We start from the raw sequence: 16,498 nt of genomic DNA on the forward strand, positions 1-16,498 counted from the left end.
CTCCTAAGGTGACCCGTTAAACTGGAACTGCTCAAGATGACGCCCGACACATCGGGCGCAACGGTCACTTCAGCGGCAGGTTGAGCAGCGCGTTCTCGACGAGCTCCGGCATGCCCGGGTGGATCCAGTACTGGCCGCGGGCCATCGTCCGGGCGTCCAGGCCGAACTGCATCGCCTGGATCAGCGGCTGCAGCAGCGTCGGCGCCTGCGGGCCGATGATGTGGGCGCCCAGCAGCTGTCCGGTGTCCGGATCCGCCAGGAGCTTGGCGAAGCCGGTCCCGTCCTCCATCGCCCAGCCGTAGGCGATGCCCGCGTAGTCCTGAATGGAGGTCACGTAGCTGACGCCGCGCTGCTGCGCCTCCTGCTCGGTGAGGCCGACCGAGGCGATCTGCGGCGCGGAGAACACCGCGTGCGGCACGAACCGGTGATCGGAGGAGATCGGCTCGTCAGGGTGCAGCAGGTTGTGCTGGACGACGCGCATCTCGTGGTTCGCGACGTGCTTGAGCTCGTGCTCCGAGCTGATGTCGCCCATCGCCCACACGCCGTCCACCGAGGTCAGCTGGGTCGCGTCGGCCTTGATCTTGCCGTCGGCGGTGAGTTCGAGACCACCTGCGGCGGCGTCCAGCAGGTCGGAGTTGGGCACCCGCCCGATCGCGATGAGCAGCGCCTCGGCCTCCACCACCTCGGCGCCCTCCGGGCCCTCCAGGTGCAGCCGGACGAGGTCGCCGTCGCGCTCGACCGAGATCTCCTTGCGGTTCAGCCGCAGGTCCCAGCGCGCGGCCGCGAGCTCGGTGAACCGCTCGGAGATGTCGGTGTCCTCGGCACGCAGCACCCGGCCGGAGCGGCCGATCATGGTCACGTCGACGCCCAGCGCGCTGAACACGTGGGCGAACTCCGCGCCCACAAAGCCGGTGCCCATGATGATCATCCGGGCGGGCAGCTCGTCGAGCCGCATCACCGTGTCGCTGGTGTAGTAGCCGGCCTGGTCCAGACCGGGGATGTCCGGGATCGCCGGGCGGCCGCCGGCGGCCACCACGAAGCGGTCCGCGGTGATCGTCTCCGGGCCGGTGGCGGTCTCCACGGTCAGCTGCTTGACCCCGGTGAACCGGGCGACGCCCTCGTAGAGGGTGACGTTCGGGCTGCCCTCGGCGCGGTACCGGCGGCCGCCGGTGGAGATCTCGTCGATCCGCCCGAAGATCCGGTCCCGGATGTCGTGCCAGCGCACGTCGCGCAGTTCGAGGTCGACGCCGAGCTTCGCGCCGCCCGCCGGGGCCGCGGCCACGTCGGCGGTGTGCACGAACATCTTCGTCGGGATGCAGCCGACGTTCAGGCAGGTGCCGCCGTAGGCGTCGTTGGGGCCGATGCCCTTCTCGACCACGGCGACGTCCCAGTCGGCGAACCGGTCGTCGAGGATCGAGTTTCCGGAGCCGGAACCGATGATTACTAGATCGAAGTGCCGCACTGGTCCATCCTGCCTCAAGTCGGGCGCGCCGGGTCCGGCGCGCCGTGGCTTCTTCGGGCGTCGATCATCTCCAACCCGGCGACGAGCCCCGTGATTCCGCGATGATCACGGGTTCTGGTCACACCCCAAGCGTGCGCGGCGCACCACAGCACGCCGAGCACGGCACTGGGTTCCCCGAGCGTTCCCTCCGCCACGCCCTGCGCCACGGCCAGCCCGCCGATGCCGGCGGACCACCGCAGCAGCGTGGCGGCCGGTGGTGGGCGGCCGTTGGGCGCCCTGGCACGCAGCATCACCGTGTGCTGGCCGAGCGAGGTGCCGTGCCCGATCAGCATCGTGGCCAGCAGCAACGCCGCCGGGGCGAGCCACAGCGCGGCCGCCTCCCACCACCGCGTCGGGGCGGTGCCGGTGAGCCGCAGCGCGATGTCCGCGGCCCGGGCGCAGGCCACGCCGAGCAGCCACAGCACCAGGACGTCGCAGCACATGCCCAGCAGCCGCCGGGCGGGGGTGACCGGGCGCGGCTGCGTCGCCGGGCGCCCGCTGGTGGCGACCGGCAGCCGCTGCCGCAGCGGCGCGAGCAGGCCGCCGAGCAGCGCGCCCGCGGTGTTCGCGATGACGTCGTCCACGTCGAAAACCCGGTACGGGCAGGGGAAGGCGAACCAGAACCCGGTCAGCTGGGTCAGCTCGATCAGCACCGATGTCGCCGCCCCGGCCAGCACCGCTGCCGACCGGCCGCCCCGCACGAGAGCGCCCAGCGGGACGAAGAGCGCGACGTTGCACGCGAACTGCGCCAGCATCGCGGGGCTGGTCAGCCCGGCGAGCGGTCGCCACTGCGGCGCGAAGCAGGCCGCGCCGGACGGGAACGGCAGGAACACGTAGGAGAACAGCCCGAAGGCGTAGAGCAGGACGGCGAAGCGCTGCAGCGCGATGCCCACGCGCAGCTCGCCGTGCCGCCGGTGCTCACCGGCGACGAAGGGCGCGAACAGCAGCGCGGCCACCCCGGTGGCGGCCAGCGCGGCGAACGAACCCGGCAGCACGCTCATCTCGGCCTCCTGACTCCCGGAAAACCTCCCGCAGATAAAGAGGAGCGAGGTGCCGATTCAGATACATCTCGATCGGGCGATCCCAGTGCGCGAAAGGGCCGCGCTTCCCTCGCGGGAGGCGCGGCCCTTTCGCGTACCGGTTCGGCAGCTGTGGAAGCCTGGACGGGGCAACAGTGGCGTCAGGCAAGCGGCGAGGCCGCTTTCCCTTCCCCCACTTCGCAACTTGCACCGCCGCGGGTTTGCAGGCGACGTCAGTGCTGGTACGTCGGCGTGAGGACGGCTCGGGCGACGGTGTGGAAGGCCAGGTTGAAGCTGACCACCGCCGGGCTGGCCTTCTCGTCCACGCCGAGCTTCTCGGTGTCGACCGCGTGCACCACGAAGTAGTAGCGGTGCGGGCGGTCGCCGGGCGGCGGGGCGGCGCCGGCGAACGCGTGCTCGCCGAGGTCGTTGGCGACGTGGAAGGCCCCGGCCGGGATGCCGTGGCCGTTGCGGTTGCCCGCGTCGGCGGCCAGCTCGGTCACGTCGGCGGGCACGTCCACCAGGGTCCAGTGCCAGAAGCCGCCGGGAATGGGCGCGTCGGGGTCGAAGCAGCTCACCACGAAGCTCTTGGTGGTGTCCGGGAAACCGGTCCAGCGCAGCTGGGGCGAGCGGTTCTCGCCGTCGGCGCCCATGCCGTCGTAGGCGTGGGCCTGCGCCATCGGCCGGCCGTCGGTCACGTCGTCGGAGGTGACGGTGAACGCCGGAACCGCGGGCAGCAGCGAGTACGGGTCCGGATCGATCGGGCGCTCCAAGCTCATTCGAGCATCCTCCCTTTCCTGGGGTGTGCGTGATCACCGGATTCCCAGCCTAGTTGGCCGCCGGGGCTCGGGCCGGAGCCAGTGTGTTGCAAGGTGTGCAACGGGGATGTGCATTTCGCAGCATCGAGCGGTTAAGCTGTCCGGCGACGAATGCCGCGGGACCGAGGAGGCGAAGGTGGCGGAGTCCGGCAACGGCCCCGAGGTGCTGTGCCTGGGGGAGACGATGTCGCTGGTCGCCCCGGCCGTCCCGGTGTCCCTGGAGCAGGCGCGGACGTTCACGCTCTCGGCCGGCGGTGCCGAGTCCAATGTGGCCATCCACCTGGCAGCGCTGGGCCACCGCGTCGGCTGGGCGAGCCGGGTCGGCGACGATCCCCTCGGCCGCCGGATGCTCGCGGCCATCGCCGCCGCCGGGGTGGACACCGGCCTGGTGGAGGTGCGCCCGGACGCGCCGACCGGCGTCTACTTCAAGGACCCCGGCCCCGCCGGCACCAAGGTCTACTACTACCGGGCAGGTTCGGCGGCGTCCACAATGGACGAGAACTTCCTGGCCGGCGAGCAGCTCGACGCGCCCCGGCTGCTGCACCTCAGCGGCATCACCCCGGCGCTGTCCGACGGCTGCGACCGGCTCGTCCGGTGGCTGCTGACCCGCGAGCGCCGCGCCCGGATCACCTTCGACGTCAACTACCGCCCGGCGCTGTGGCCGGTCGAGCAGGCCGGTCCGCGGCTGCGCGAGCTCGCCCGGCTCGCCGACGTGGTGTTCGTCGGCCTGGACGAGGCGGCTACCCTCTGGGGCGTGGAAACCGCCGAGGACGTGCGGAAACTCCTGGACGGGCCGGGCGTCGTCGTGGTCAAGGACGGTGCCGACGCCGCCTACGCGCTGAGCACCGAGACGGTGATCGTGCCCGCCCCGACGGTCCAGGTCGTCGAGCCGGTGGGCGCCGGTGACGCGTTCGCCGCCGGATACCTCTCCGGCGTGCTGCGCGGCGAGGACGGCGTCCGCTGCCTGCGGCTCGGGCACATCCTGGCCGCGCACAGCCTGCTCAGCACCGAGGACCACATGCCGCTGCCGGATCGCGGGGCGGTGGCGGAATGGCTGGGCTGCGACGAGGAGCAGTGGCGCACCCTCAGCTTCGGCGGCGGTGTCGCATCCGAAGAGGAGGACTGATCGTGGGTTTCTTCGACGAGCTCTTCACCGGTCCGGTGATGGCGATCCTGCGCGGGATGGACCCGCAGCGGACCGTCGAGCTGGCCGAACGGGCCTGGGACCTGGGCATCGAGGCGGTCGAGGTGCCGATCGAGACCTCGCGCGCCGAGCCGTCGCTGCGCGCGGCGGTGGAGGCCGGGACGCGGCGAGGCCGCCTGGTGGGCGCCGGGACCGTGGTGAGCACTGAACAGGCGCACACCGCCAAGGAGCTGGGCGCGGCGTTCACCGTGGCGCCGGGGCTGGACCCCGACGTGGTGCGGCTGAGCGCGGAGCTCGGCGTGCCGCACCTGCCCGGCGTGGCCACACCCAGCGAGATCCAGCACGCCCACCGGCTCGGGCTGTCATGGGTCAAGGCCTTCCCGGCGGCCGAACTGGGCGCCGGGTGGTTCAAGGCGATGCACGGCCCGTTCCCCGGGCTGCGGCTGGTGGCCACCGGCGGGATGAACGCGCGCAACGCGCCGGAATTCCTCTCCGCCGGCGCCACCGTGGTGGCCGTCGGTTCGGCGTTGGAGGATGCCGAGCAGTTGCCGGCGCTGGCGAAGTTGGTCGAGAGCTCGTGAGCGTTGATTCCGGTTCTCACCGGAATCAACGCTCACGACCCGGTCCGAGCCGAGATGGAGAAGTCGTGAAGGTCCACATTGGTCCGGTCGCTCCGCCGGAGCTGACGGCGGCCGTCGTCGCGGCAGGCGCCGAGATCGGCTCGGCGGCGGAGGCGTCCGCGCTGGTCTGGTACGGCAGCGGCCCCGAGCGGTTCGCCGAGTTGGACCACCCCGGCCTGGACTGGGTGCAACTCCCGTCGGCCGGCATCGAGACCTGGGTGACCGCCGGCGTGCTGCGCGACGGGATCACCTTCACCTCCGCGGCGGGCACCTACGCCCAGACCGTCGCCGAGCACACGCTCGGGCTGATGCTGGCCGGGGCGCGGCAGCTGCACGCGGTGGCGCGCGCGGACCACTGGGCGCGACCGGCCGGCATCCGCAGCCTCACCGGGGCCACGGTCGGCATCCTCGGTGCGGGCGGCATCGGCCGGGCGTTGATGGAGCTGCTGCGGCCCTTCGGCGTCCGGGTGCTGGCGGTGAACCGCTCCGGGAAGCCGGTGGACGGGGCCGCCTGGACGTGCTCGGCCGGCGACGCGTCCGGGGTGCGGCGGCTGCTGGCCGAGTCGGACTTCGTCGTGGTGGCCGCGCCCGCGACGGCCGAGACGGCGAAGCTGATCGACGCCGACGCGCTGTCCCTGATGAAGCCCGACGCGTGGCTGGTCAACGTCGCGCGCGGATCGCTGGTCGACACCGACGCGCTGGTCGCGGCGCTGGACGCGGAGAGCATCCGCGGTGCGGCGCTGGACGTGACCGACCCGGAACCGCTGCCCGCCGGGCATCCGTTGTTCCAGCACCCGCGCGCGATCATCTCGCCGCACTCGGCCAATCCGAAGTCCTTGCTGATCCCGGCCCTGGCCCGGCGGGTGGAGGACAACGTCCGGCGACGCATCGCCGGTGAGCCGCTGCTCGGCGTCGTCGACCTCACCGCGGGCTACTGAGCTTTTCCGGTTTCGCCTGGGAATGGGCTTTTCGCTCCGTGACCGCCGGAATCGGCCGCAGGGCGGGCTTTCCGAATTCGCCTGAAATTAGGAGCCCCTTCTCGATGCCGACCTGACGTCCGGCGCCGACACCAGGTGATCTCGATCTGGTGGCCACAGTGGACGATCTGTTCGGTTTGGTCGCGCGTGCGGGCTGATAGCGCGATGATGCTCTTCGTGCGGCTTGTCCGGAATCGTGAAGTGCAGTTGGGGAACCGCGCTTTCGCGCAAGCGTGGAACTACTCGCTTCCCGGTACGGTGATCGCTCACGCAACGTATGTCCTATTTAGACAGTCCAGGTAGACCATTCGAGTGGTAAATGGGCTGATTTTCCACCCGATCGGATTGCCTTGCTTAACTCAGGTGTATCCAAAAACGGGTTCTGATCCTCTTTCTCATGGACACTCTTGGTCGAGCCGGAGGTGGCAGGTCGAACGACGGCGTGCCGATGGCTCCGGGGGAGGAGGCAACGTGATGGCAGACATCAGGCGCCGGATGTGGTCGGGGGCCGCGCTGCTGGCGGCGGCGACGCTGTCGTCGGGCTTGCTGACGACGGCGGCGAACGCGTCGGACCGCGATGCATCGGCGGCGAAGGTCCCGCCGATCGTGGGCGGCCAGCCCGCCAAGATCGCCGACCACCCGTGGGTGGTGTACCTGACGGACGCCCAGGGCAACCAGTTCTGCGGCGGCACGCTCGCCAAGGCCAACAAGGTCGTGACCGCGGCGCACTGCGTCTCCGGTGAGAAACCGGAGTCGGTCCAGGTCGTGGCCGGGCGGGAGGACAAGCAGACCAGCGAGGGCAAGGTCGCCAAGGTCACCGGCATCTGGGTGCATCCGAACTTCCAGAACGCCAACAGCGGCGCCGACGTCGCCGTGCTGACCCTGGACCAGGAGCTCCCGCAGCAGCCGCTCGAAGTGGCGGGCAAGGGGGACACCTCGCTCTACGAAGTGGGCAAGACGTCCGCAGTGCTCGGCTGGGGAGCCACTGCCGAAGGCGGCCAGGCGTCGCAGACCCTGCAGAAGGCTGAAGTGCCGCTGGTCAGCGACCAGGAATGCCAGAAGGCGTACCCGCAGTACAAGTCCGACGCGATGGTGTGCGCCGGACTCCCGCAGGGCGGCGTGGACAGCTGCCAGGGCGACTCCGGCGGGCCGCTGGTGGTCGAGAACAAGCTGGTCGGCATCGTCTCCACGGGCAACGGCTGCGCCCGGCCCAACGCCCCGGGCATCTACACCCGCGTGGCGACCTACCACGACGACGTCCAGGCACAACTGGGTTCCTGACCCGAACGGACGCGGCCGGGGCGCAGCTGCAGCGCCCCGGCCACGTCATGTCGGGCGTCAGGTGGCGGTCAGGCCGAGCCGAGAACCGAGCTCCCTGGCCAGGCTGGCGGCCAGCGAGCGGAACGCGCGCACGGCCGGGTTGCGGTCGTCCGCGCGGACGGCCAGGACGCTGTGCTCCGGCGGAGCGTCCAGCACCGGCACGCAGACCGTGCCCGGCCAGGGGTAGTAGCGCTGGAAGGATTCCAGCGCGGATCCGGCGCCGCGCCCGGCCGCCGCCGTGGTCAGGACCTCGTGCGGGGTCACGGCGTGCGAGCTGCTGCGGTGCGGCGACAGGCCGCCGCGCGCCTCGGCGAAGTAGAGGTAGTCGGAGAACTGGCGCGGGGTGTGGTCGGGCAGCGCGATGAACGGCAGGTCGAGCACGTCGGCCATCCGCACCGACGGCGCGTCGGCCAGCTCCCACGACGCGGGCACGACCACGATCCGCCGCTCGGTGGTCAGCACGTCCACCGCCACCCGCTCGTCGTCCGGCGCGGGCCGCACGAACGCCACGTCGACCTTGTGCCGCACCAGCGCGGAGACGTGCTCGGTGAAGTCCAGCGCCACGAACTCGACCCGGATTTCCGGGCAGGCGCGGTGGAAGGCCTGCACCACCGCGGGGGTGAGCTCGGCCGAGCCGTTGCTCATCACGCCGATCCGCAGCGTCGACTCGGCGGCGGCCTCGGCCACGTCCGCGACCGCGGCGTCCATCGCCGCCAGCAGCGAGCGCGCGTGCCCGACGAACCGCTCGCCGGCCGGGGTGAGCCGCACCGGGGAGCGGTCGAGCAGCCGCACCCCGAGTTCGCGCTCCAGTTGCTGGACGTGCGCCGTTACGGACGCGGGCGACCGGAACAACCGCGTCGCGGCCTTGCCGAAGTGGCCTTCTTCGGCGACCGCCAGGAACGACGCCAATCGCCGCAAATCCATGCCTGCAGCGTACGAAGCGCGGGAAGGGGCGGCACCGGTCAGTTTGCGGCAGGGCGCGTGCGAAGCGCCGTGCCGAGCCGGCGGTTTCCGGCAAAACGGGCCAAAGCGCGGCGGGTTTCCGCAGCGTGGAAGCAATGGCGAGGCGCAGATCACGCCCGCGTTCACGAATCCTGAACGGCCGGTGCGGTCGCACGTTCGACCGGCATAGAACCGATGCCGTGCGGAACAAGTGGTTGCCTGCCGCGTTCCTGCTGACCGCGGCGGGCTGGGGCGCGAATCAGTTCTCCTCGCTGCTCGGCGGTTACCAGTCCGAATTCGGGTTGTCCGGGCAGGCCGTGACCGGCCTGCTCGTGCTCTACGTGGTCGGGCTGCTCCCCGGGCTCCTGCTGGGCGGCCCGATGGGCGACCGGTACGGCCGGCGACCGGTCGTGTTCGGCGCGATCGCCATCAGCGTGGCCGGGACAGCCGCGCTGATGGCCGGGGCGATCGCCACGCCGTGGCTGGTGGTGGGGCGGCTGCTGGCCGGGGTCAGCACGGGTGCGGTCCTGGCCGCGGGCAGCGCCTGGGTGCGCGACCTGTCGCACCCGCCGTTCGGCACCGCGGTCGAGGATGGCGTGGGGGCTCGTCGCGCCGGGGTGGTGCTGTCGCTGGGGTTCAGCGTGAGCGGGCTGGTGTCCGCGCTGATCGCGCAGTGGGGGTCGAACCCGCTGGTCATCGCCTACATCCCGCACCTGGTGCTGAGCGTCGCTGGCCTGGCGCTGGCGGTGTCGTGCCCGGAGACGCGGCCGCGCGAGGTCCAGCGCAGCTCGCAGGTCAGCGGCATCCGGGACCCGCGGTTCAGGCGGTTGGTGCTGCCGGTCGCGCTCTGGGTGTTCGTCGGGCCGACGGTGGCATTCGGCGTGCTTCCCGCGCAGGTCGCCGCCGAGGTTCGCGGATTCGAGCTGGTCTACGCCGGAGTGGCGGCGCTGCTCGCGCCGGGGTTCGGGGCGGTGGTGCAGCCCTTGGCCCGGCGCGTCGCGCGGCGAGGTGAGCGCGCACCGGCGATCGTCGGGCTGCTCGCGTTGACCGCCGGGCTCGCGTTCGCGGCCGTCGCGGCGTGGCTGGTTCGGCCGTGGCTGGGGCTGTTCGCGGATCTCCTGCTGGGCGCCGGCTACGGCTTCTGCGCGACCTTCTGCCTGACCGTGGTCGGTCGCATCGCGCCACCGTCCGCCCTGGCCAGGCTGACCGCGGCGTTCTGGGTGATCGGCTACCTCGGCTTCTGCACGCCGCTCGTGGTCAGCCTGCTGGAGCCCGTCGTCGCGGTGCCGGTGGTGCTGGCGGTGCTGGGCGGCCTGGCGCTGGTGACCTGCGTCGTGGTGTCAGCCGGCGACCAGCCCGACCGAGATGGTCAGGAACGCCGCCGCGCTGACTACATCGAGCGACTTCGCGACGCGGGGGTGCTGTAGCCGGGTGGCGATCTTGGCGGCCCCGAGCACGATCGTGAGCTCCCAGATCGCCGCCAGCACCAGGAAGACCACACCGAGCAGCACCAGCTGCAGCGCTGGTTGCGCGGCGGCGCCGACGAATTGCGGTAGGAAAGCCAGGCTGAACAGCAGCATCTTCGGGTTGGTGAGGCTGCTGAACAGGCCGCGCAGGTAGGGGTTCGCGGCATCCGCCGGGGCCGTGGTGAGCGTGCCCGCGGCGGATTCCTTCCTGGTCAGCCACAGCCCGCGGATGATCGTCGCGGCCAGGTAGACCAGGTAGGCGGCGCCGATCCACTTCAGGACGGAGAGGACCGCCGGATTGCTGGTGATCAGCGCGCCGAGCCCGGAGATCACCACCGCGACCTGGATGATGCTCGCGGTGTGGATGCCGGCGAGCGCGAACAGCCCCGCCCGGCGGCCGGAGTTCAGCGACGTGCGCAGCAGCAGGAAGACATCCACGCCGGGGGTGAGGATGACGACCATGCTGGCGAGCAGGAATGCGGGCAGCGGGGTCAGGTCCAGGAGCACAGCGTTCCTCCTTCGCGGCGGCATGCGGCAGCAGTGATCACTTGATCGGGCGTAGTTCTGTCACCTGTTCAGGCGCAATTCGCGGACCCGGCGCTGTGTGCGTTCCGGGTCCGTGACGGATCGGGAAGGATGAGTAGCCGCCCGCAGCGGCCTGGTCCATAAAATTTCCCGATGTCATCCATCTTAACGAAATATTTTCCTGCTGACGTGTGAGTTGTGCCTCGTGATGTTCCGGTATCGGGGTGACTACGGTGTGCGCTCGGCAAGATCGGCGACGGCTGGAGGCACGACGTGGGGCGTGGCAGTGAGCGCAAGACCGGAGCGGCACGCGGCGGTGCGCTGCTGCGCCTCGTGGTCACCGGCGCGGTGACGGCGCTGGCCGGACTGCACCCGGTCGCGGCGAGCGCCGAAGAACGCCCCGAAGCGCGGGTGCTGGGCGGCGCCGATGTCGCGGCGGACGACGCGCCCTGGGCCGTGGCCCTCACCGACGAGTACGGCCGCCAGTTCTGCGGCGGCACCCTGGTGAGCCCGATCAAGGTGATCACGGCCGCGCACTGCGTGGTCTCGCCGATGACGGGCGCCAAGCGGGTCCCGGAGGAATTGCGGGCGATCGCGGGGCGCACCGACCTGCGCACGGAACAGGGCACGGTCGGCGAGGTCGAGGGGATCTGGGTCCACCCCGGCTTCCGGGACTACACCAGCGGCGACGACGTGGCGGTGCTGACGCTGCGGACGCCGATGCCGCAGCGACCGCTGGAGATGGTGGGCGCGGGCGAAACGGGGCCGTACCGGACGGGCACGATGGCCCGGGTCTACGGCTGGGGCCGGACCAGCGAGTCGGGGCCGCCGTCGGACACCCTGCGCTCGGTGGAGGTGCCGGTCACCACCGAGGAAGCGTGCCGGAAGACCTACCCGAACTACGACGGCCGGAGCATGTTCTGCGCGGGATTCCCGGAGGGCGGCACGGATGCCTGCGGGGGCGACTCGGGAGGCCCGATCGTGGCGGACAACCGCCTGATCGGCGTGGTCTCCTACGGAACGGGCTGCGGCCGGCCGGACACGCCGGGCGTGTACACGAGGCTGTCGAGCTACGGCGGCGAGCTGTGATCACTGGGCTACCGGTCCATCCAAATAGGACTGGGCGGTGAGTCGGTGGCCCGCTACGTCGACGACTGGACCGTGTCGATCACGGACGTCACGCCGACGATGCGGAAGACCGCCGGACTGGTGGCGGTGGGGAACCTGGAAGCGGCGGGAGCAACGCTTCCTGCGGAGAGGTCGTACCCGATCCCGGAACGCATCGGCCGACCCCTTGGCGTCACCAGCTAGTGCAATGCGGGAGCAAGTCAGCCCCGTGTGTTCTGGCGGTCCCAAGCATCTATGATCTCGGCGATGCGGGGAGCGAGCTGCGGCCATTGCTTCGACACAGCGTCAAGGCGTTCCACCAACTCCTCACGGGTACGGAACAGAAATGCCTCTTTCAGTGCTAGTGCCGCTTCCACGCGTCTGAGGTCGTCGCCAGCGATCCAGCGGCGGCACACCTCGATGATGTCGCTGCCGTTGTCGTCCGTCATGTAGATCAACTGGTCGAGGACTTCCCCGAGCACCGACCCTGGAAGTGCGGGATGCAGGCGCTCGATCAGGCCATCCATGATCGCTTCCATCGACATTGCGGGCATGTTCTCGTTAAATCCTCTGGTAGACCCGGGAGATGTGGTTGGTGGTATTGATCGGGTTGCCATTGCTCAAGGCCTGAGTGCCGAAATTGTGTTGCGGCACCATCGGGCCTTCATACACCAATCTCAGGCCCATCGCCTCTGCCTCGTCAGCCCCGGGAGCTCGCCGGATGAACTGGTTCACCGGGCTGCCTGACACGGTCAACGTTGCTCCTGGCTGCATGACTCGCGCGGTCTCCGCTGAAACGGGCTGGAATCCGTACGGGTTGACGGAGTGGACCTCGCGGAACCTACCGTCCCTGAAGGGGAGATTGTTCGCGTCCCCTACGACGTCAACTCCGTCGCCTGGCTGGTAGTCGAGGTTCGTGGCGTTGTCCATCGGGTTTTGGCCCGAGCCAAGGTTCAAGACGTCGCATCCGGCGAGGCCGAGAGGATCGAAGCGGTTGTGCGGGTTGCTGACGTATGCGTGCGGGTTCGGGCCGCCATCCAAGCCCAGCGGATCGTTACTGCTGTAGCGGCCGGTCGCGGGGTCGTAGTGCCGGAAGTAGTTGTAGTTGAAGCCGGTTTCCGGGTCGTGGTACTGCCCAGGAAAACGCAAGGGGCTGTAGGCACCGGTCTGGCTCTGGTCGATCGTAATGCCCCACAGCGTGGTCCGGTGGAACCACGCGATCCCGCCCTGATCGTTCACCAGCTCAGCAGGTGCTCCGACCAGATCGGTGACGATCGAGTAGAATTCCTCGTCGATCCACTGTTGGGGAGCGTCCTGCAACTGCGACCGCGTGACTTGGGTGATCGGACGATAGGTTCCCGGCTCGTATTCCCAGACGGTCGCTCGTCGGTCACCGAGCCCGGCACCGTTCGGCCGACCGTCGGTGTGCGCTTGCTCAGCCAGAACAGTGCCGTCCCAGACGAACTCGGTCTGTTCCATCAGATGAGTACCGTCGGCCGTCAGTCGCTGCTTCGCTATGCGTCGACCCAAAGGATCGTATCGATAGCGCCATCGAGAGCCATCCGGTGTGACCACTTCAACGAGGCGGTCTTCCGAATCCCAGCGGTAGTGCCAGACATCTGGCTTCCGGGACAAGCGGGTCTGACGTCGCAGTACGAGGCGTCCTTGGGGATCGTGCTCGTAATGCACCTTCCCGGCACGGCGGATGAGGGTGCCGTCGTACTCTCGATCGCCCAGGTCGCCGGAATCCGGCACCACCGATTCCGGCCGTGCCGCACTGGTCAAGTTGCCCGCTGCGTCGTAGGCGTAGCGTTCGGTCCAACCCGGCCCATGCACTGCGGTGACACGCCCTGCGCTGTCTAGCTGGAAGTTTCGAACGCCTGTGAGCGCGTCGTCGATCCCAGAGAGGAATCCGTCCTTTTGATAGGAATAGGAGCGTTTCTGGATTTGCCGGTTGCCGCCGGTGGTGATCGTCTGGGACAACAGCTTGTCATTGAGATCCCAATCCTGGCTGAGCACTGCTCCGGAACCGAGATGCCGCTGAATTTCGCGACCGGCGGTGTCATACGCGAAGCGCAGCGTGTGGCCAGCCGTGTGCAAGGCAATCGGCCGACCGTTCCGGTTGTACTCCCATGTGCTGTCCGCCCCGGAGGGCGTGATCCGTCTGATGCGGTGTCCCAGAGCATCGTATGCGGACGTGACAGTGCGGCCGTTGACTGTCTCGGCGAGGACCCGGCCGAGGACGTCACGGCGCAGTGTCACGAGACAGTCGTTGTCTCGCGCCTCGATAAGGTGGCCAACCTCGTTGTAGGTGAACACGGTGTTCGCTGACCGGCTTTGACGCCGAACAACCCGCCCCAGCGGATCTCGTGTGAAGCGAGTGGCCTCTCCCGCCCCATTCGTCCGCTCGACCAACTGGCCTGCCGCGTCGTGCCTGTACGCGATGGTCCGGTTGTTGAAGTCGGTTTCGGCAGCGAGGTTCCCGGACGGGTCGTATTCGTAGCTCCATATCTGGCCGAGTTCGTTGGTGACGCTGACCAGCCGCAGCTCGGTGTCGTAGCCGAATTCGAGTCGAGTACCGTCTGCGCGGACTTCCGCGCACGGCAGGTCGAAGTGAGTTACCTCGGTGCGGGTGATTCGGCCCAGTTCGTCGATGTGAGTTCGCAGGTTGCCTTCGCCGTCGTATGACCAACGGTCGGTCGCGCCGTTAGGTAGCGTGCGCCACGCCGGTTTACCCTCCACAGTCCAGCCGAAGCGCGTTTCAGCCCCATCGGGTTCGGCGATGGAAATGAGGCGGCCGAATCCGTCGCGCTGGTAGCGGGTCGTCGCCCCCTCTGGGGTGATGACCGAGGTCGGCAAGCCTGCTTCGTTCGCTTCGATGCGGTGACTGTGGCCGAGGGCGTCCACAACCGAGGTGCGATGACCGCGTTCGTCGTAGGTGAATTCACTGGTACTACCGAGCGGGTCGATGAGCCTGGTGAGATTCCCCCGCTCGTCGTACTCGCGACGCGAAACAGTGCCATCCGGCGCGATGATGGTGACGGGAAGCCGCATGTCGTTGTACTCGAACCGGGCTTGGCTGCCGTCTGGCCGAGTAACCGTTATCAGGTTTCCGGCTTCGTCGTACTCGTGGCGGACCGTGCGGCCCAGTGGGTCCGTTCGGGAGAGCAGCCTGTCGTAGGCGTCCCATTCGGAGCGGGTTTCGTTGCCCAGGGGGTCGATTTCGCGGACCACCTGGCGCTTTTCGTTCAGGTGGTACGTCGTGACGTGGCCGAGGGAGTTGGTGAGGCGGGTGACTCCTTCTTCGTACTCGAACGTGCCCGTGAGGAAGCCGCCCGAGCCTTCCGTGCCGATGCAGCGGCCATGGTGGTCGTAGGTGTAGCGGTACCAGTGGGCGTTTCGGTCCGTCCAGCTGGTTATTCGGCCCGCTTGGTCGTACTCGAACTTCAGCGGTAGGCCCGAGGCGTTGACCACGCCCGTCAGGCGTTGGTCGGTGTACTCGTAGCGCATCAGCAGGAGGTCTTCGCCGTTGTCCGCTTCGCGCAGGTGGAGCGCCGTGATCAGGTCGTTCTCGGATTCGATTCGGATTCGGTAGCCGCCCGTGTGGCGGATCTCCACCGGCGTGCCGGCGGCGTCGTGGTCGAATTCGATCCGGTTGCCGTTGCGGTCGGTGATGCTGGTCAGCGGGAGGACGCGGTTTCCCGGCGCGAAGTGGAAGCGCTTACCGGACTCGATCTCGGTCAGCGTGTAGCCGTCGTCTTCGTGCCTGGTGAGCGTATTGCGCGAGCCCTCGAACTGGACTGTCGAACCGACCGCGGGATTCGGGCCGAACAGCAGTTTCCCGTCTTCGGCGGCGAAGGACACGCCCGCGCTGCCGACCTCCAGGCGCTGGTCCAGCGTGGACGTCCAGGACGGGCCGAAGTGCAGTCCCACCCGGTACGAGGACAGGTGCGTCCGCTTCAGCACCAGCGGGAGCACTGCCGCGATCTCCACATCGGTCTGCGGCAGGATCATCTCTCCGGTGGCGACGTCGATCGGGTCGTTCTCGCACTTCCGGTTGCCATCGTCCCGGTTCGGCGTCTCGGGGTCGTCGGTCTTGCCCTGGAGATTGCCGTCTTCGCTCTTGGACTTCGGGTTGTCCGGCGATGTTCCGTCCGGGCTTGAGGACGTGCTGTCGGGAGATGTGCTCGACGGGGACGTGTCGGGGGAGTTGGGGGTGGCGTCCGGGGCGTCGGGTTTGGGGCTTGGGGCGTCCACGCCGGACGGTTTCGTGCTGGCCGGGCCGTCCACCTTCCGGAGGCCCTTCAGGGCGTCCTTGATGCCTTCCCAGATCTCGTCGAGCTTCTTCAGCAGCGGCTGCAGCTTGTTCAGGGAGCGGGTCAGCTTGGTGATGACGTCCGAGATCTTGCTGACCCACTTGGCGATCATCCCCGCCGCTTCCGCGACCACCGCCGGGGTGCCGATGCCGAGGGTGCCGCCGATTTCCGCGATCCAGCGCGGGATCCGGGTGATCAGCGCAGCCACGCACTCGGCGACCAGGTCGCGCACCAGCTCGCGGACGATGCCGACCAGCACGCCGACGATCTCGACGACCGTGCTGATCGTGTTCGCCGCGCCGCCCGCCGCCTTGATCTGCTCGGCCTGCTTCGTCGTGGCGTTCTTGTAGGCGTCGGCCGCCTCACCGGTCCAGGTGCCGGTGATGTTGTTGACCTCGTTGGTGAAATCGGCCGCGACCTGCTCCACCGACTTCGCGACGTTGCCCCACGTCTGCGCGTAGGCGGAGATCTGGTCCGGGTCGCCTGCCAGCCAGTCCAGGGCGTCCGACAGCGGCTTGACGTGCTCCATCAGCCAGGACACCGCGTACGAGACCAAGGTGCCGACCGGGTCCATCACCATCGACAGCGCTTCCAGGCCCGTGCCGGCCGCGCCGAGCGCGATCTCCGACCAGGAGCCCGATTCGATGCCGGACTGGAGGTCGCCGACGGACTCGAGGATGCCGATGCCGCTCACCGCGGTGGTGGAGTCCTCACGCTGCGCGACCAGTGGGTTGTCCGCCATC

At 69.2% G+C, this 16,498-nt stretch carries 14 protein-coding genes; 7 read left to right on the forward strand and 7 right to left on the reverse strand.

The features are described 5' to 3' along the window. Nucleotides 1-64 precede the first annotated feature (64 nt). The 3 genes from ACWEV3_RS27140 to ACWEV3_RS27150 all read right to left on the reverse strand — a co-directional run bounded on the left by ACWEV3_RS27140 (nucleotide 65) and on the right by ACWEV3_RS27150 (nucleotide 3,299). On the reverse strand, nucleotides 65-1,462 hold the full coding sequence (locus tag ACWEV3_RS27140; protein ID WP_452616588.1) for a mycothione reductase: 1,398 nt from the start codon (nucleotides 1,460-1,462) through the stop codon (nucleotides 65-67). 14 nt (nucleotides 1,463-1,476) lie between these two features. Further along, nucleotides 1,477-2,502, reverse strand: coding sequence for a VanZ family protein (locus ACWEV3_RS27145; RefSeq protein ID WP_452616589.1), 1,026 nt, complete (start codon nucleotides 2,500-2,502; stop codon nucleotides 1,477-1,479). Between the two features lie 251 nt (nucleotides 2,503-2,753). Then, nucleotides 2,754-3,299, reverse strand: a complete 546-nt coding sequence (locus tag ACWEV3_RS27150; RefSeq protein ID WP_452616590.1) for a YbhB/YbcL family Raf kinase inhibitor-like protein — start codon at nucleotides 3,297-3,299, stop codon at nucleotides 2,754-2,756. A gap of 175 nt (nucleotides 3,300-3,474) precedes the next feature. Here ACWEV3_RS27150 and ACWEV3_RS27155 point away from each other — a divergent pair, with 175 nt between their 5' ends. The 4 genes from ACWEV3_RS27155 (at nucleotide 3,475) to ACWEV3_RS27170 (ending at nucleotide 7,360) form a co-directional block, all read left to right on the forward strand. Then, a complete protein-coding gene (locus ACWEV3_RS27155; protein ID WP_452616591.1) occupies nucleotides 3,475-4,464 on the forward strand; it encodes a sugar kinase in 990 nt (329 codons plus the stop codon). 2 nt (nucleotides 4,465-4,466) lie between these two features. Further along, nucleotides 4,467-5,063 (forward strand): bifunctional 4-hydroxy-2-oxoglutarate aldolase/2-dehydro-3-deoxy-phosphogluconate aldolase, encoded by a 597-nt coding sequence (locus ACWEV3_RS27160; RefSeq protein ID WP_452616592.1) that lies wholly within the window; start codon nucleotides 4,467-4,469, stop codon nucleotides 5,061-5,063. A 65-nt stretch (nucleotides 5,064-5,128) separates the two neighbouring features. Continuing rightward, nucleotides 5,129-6,040: a D-isomer specific 2-hydroxyacid dehydrogenase family protein gene (locus ACWEV3_RS27165; protein ID WP_452616593.1), complete on the forward strand. Its 912-nt coding sequence runs from the start codon at nucleotides 5,129-5,131 to the stop codon at nucleotides 6,038-6,040. Nucleotides 6,041-6,553: 513 nt separating this feature from the next. Further along, entirely contained in the window at nucleotides 6,554-7,360 is an 807-nt protein-coding gene (locus ACWEV3_RS27170) for a S1 family peptidase (protein ID WP_452616594.1), read from the forward strand. A gap of 57 nt (nucleotides 7,361-7,417) precedes the next feature. Here ACWEV3_RS27170 and ACWEV3_RS27175 read toward each other — a convergent pair whose 3' ends face one another. After that, the gene (locus ACWEV3_RS27175; protein WP_452616595.1) at nucleotides 7,418-8,323 is read right to left on the reverse strand and encodes a LysR substrate-binding domain-containing protein; all 906 of its coding nucleotides are present in this window, start codon (nucleotides 8,321-8,323) and stop codon (nucleotides 7,418-7,420) included. A gap of 218 nt (nucleotides 8,324-8,541) precedes the next feature. On the opposite strand from ACWEV3_RS27175, the gene ACWEV3_RS27180 reads away from it, so the two are divergent. Further along, nucleotides 8,542-9,768: an MFS transporter gene (locus ACWEV3_RS27180; protein ID WP_452616596.1), complete on the forward strand. Its 1,227-nt coding sequence runs from the start codon at nucleotides 8,542-8,544 to the stop codon at nucleotides 9,766-9,768. On the opposite strand, the gene ACWEV3_RS27185 is transcribed toward ACWEV3_RS27180, so the two are convergent. Then, nucleotides 9,682-10,314, reverse strand: coding sequence for a LysE family translocator (locus tag ACWEV3_RS27185; protein WP_452616597.1), 633 nt, complete (start codon nucleotides 10,312-10,314; stop codon nucleotides 9,682-9,684). The genes ACWEV3_RS27180 and ACWEV3_RS27185 overlap by 87 nt on opposite strands. Before the next feature lie 291 nt (nucleotides 10,315-10,605). Between ACWEV3_RS27185 and ACWEV3_RS27190 the strand changes: the two genes are divergently transcribed. After that, nucleotides 10,606-11,421, forward strand: a complete 816-nt coding sequence (locus ACWEV3_RS27190; protein ID WP_452616598.1) for a S1 family peptidase — start codon at nucleotides 10,606-10,608, stop codon at nucleotides 11,419-11,421. Nucleotides 11,422-11,424: 3 nt separating this feature from the next. Then, nucleotides 11,425-11,643 carry a DUF4291 family protein gene (locus ACWEV3_RS27195; RefSeq protein WP_452616624.1) on the forward strand — a complete coding sequence of 73 codons (219 nt, stop codon included), beginning with the start codon at nucleotides 11,425-11,427 and terminating at the stop codon, nucleotides 11,641-11,643. A gap of 17 nt (nucleotides 11,644-11,660) precedes the next feature. Here the strand turns inward: ACWEV3_RS27195 and ACWEV3_RS27200 are convergent, their stop codons facing one another. Together ACWEV3_RS27200 and ACWEV3_RS27205 are read right to left on the reverse strand one after the other, a co-directional pair. After that, the gene (locus ACWEV3_RS27200; protein WP_452616599.1) at nucleotides 11,661-11,984 is read right to left on the reverse strand and encodes a hypothetical protein; all 324 of its coding nucleotides are present in this window, start codon (nucleotides 11,982-11,984) and stop codon (nucleotides 11,661-11,663) included. Between the two features lie 16 nt (nucleotides 11,985-12,000). Beyond that, on the reverse strand, nucleotides 12,001-16,497 hold the full coding sequence (locus tag ACWEV3_RS27205) for an RHS repeat-associated core domain-containing protein (RefSeq protein ID WP_452616600.1): 4,497 nt from the start codon (nucleotides 16,495-16,497) through the stop codon (nucleotides 12,001-12,003). Between the last annotated feature and the right edge of the window lies 1 nt (nucleotide 16,498).

This window comes from Saccharopolyspora sp. NPDC003752 (assembly GCF_053605825.1).

Bases quoted from the DNA above. Each gene is read 5' to 3' on its own strand.
- ACWEV3_RS27175 (WP_452616595.1), bottom strand. From the start codon at position 8,323: ATGGATTTGCGGCGATTGGCGTCGTTCCTGGCGGTCGCCGAAGAAGGC.
- ACWEV3_RS27150 (WP_452616590.1), bottom strand. From the start codon at position 3,299: ATGAGCTTGGAGCGCCCGATCGATCCGGACCCGTACTCGCTGCTGCCC.
- ACWEV3_RS27200 (WP_452616599.1), bottom strand. From the start codon at position 11,984: ATGTCGATGGAAGCGATCATGGATGGCCTGATCGAGCGCCTGCATCCC.
- ACWEV3_RS27170 (WP_452616594.1), top strand. From the start codon at position 6,554: ATGGCAGACATCAGGCGCCGGATGTGGTCGGGGGCCGCGCTGCTGGCG.
- ACWEV3_RS27205 (WP_452616600.1), bottom strand. From the start codon at position 16,497: ATGGCGGACAACCCACTGGTCGCGCAGCGTGAGGACTCCACCACCGCG.
- ACWEV3_RS27145 (WP_452616589.1), bottom strand. From the start codon at position 2,502: ATGAGCGTGCTGCCGGGTTCGTTCGCCGCGCTGGCCGCCACCGGGGTG.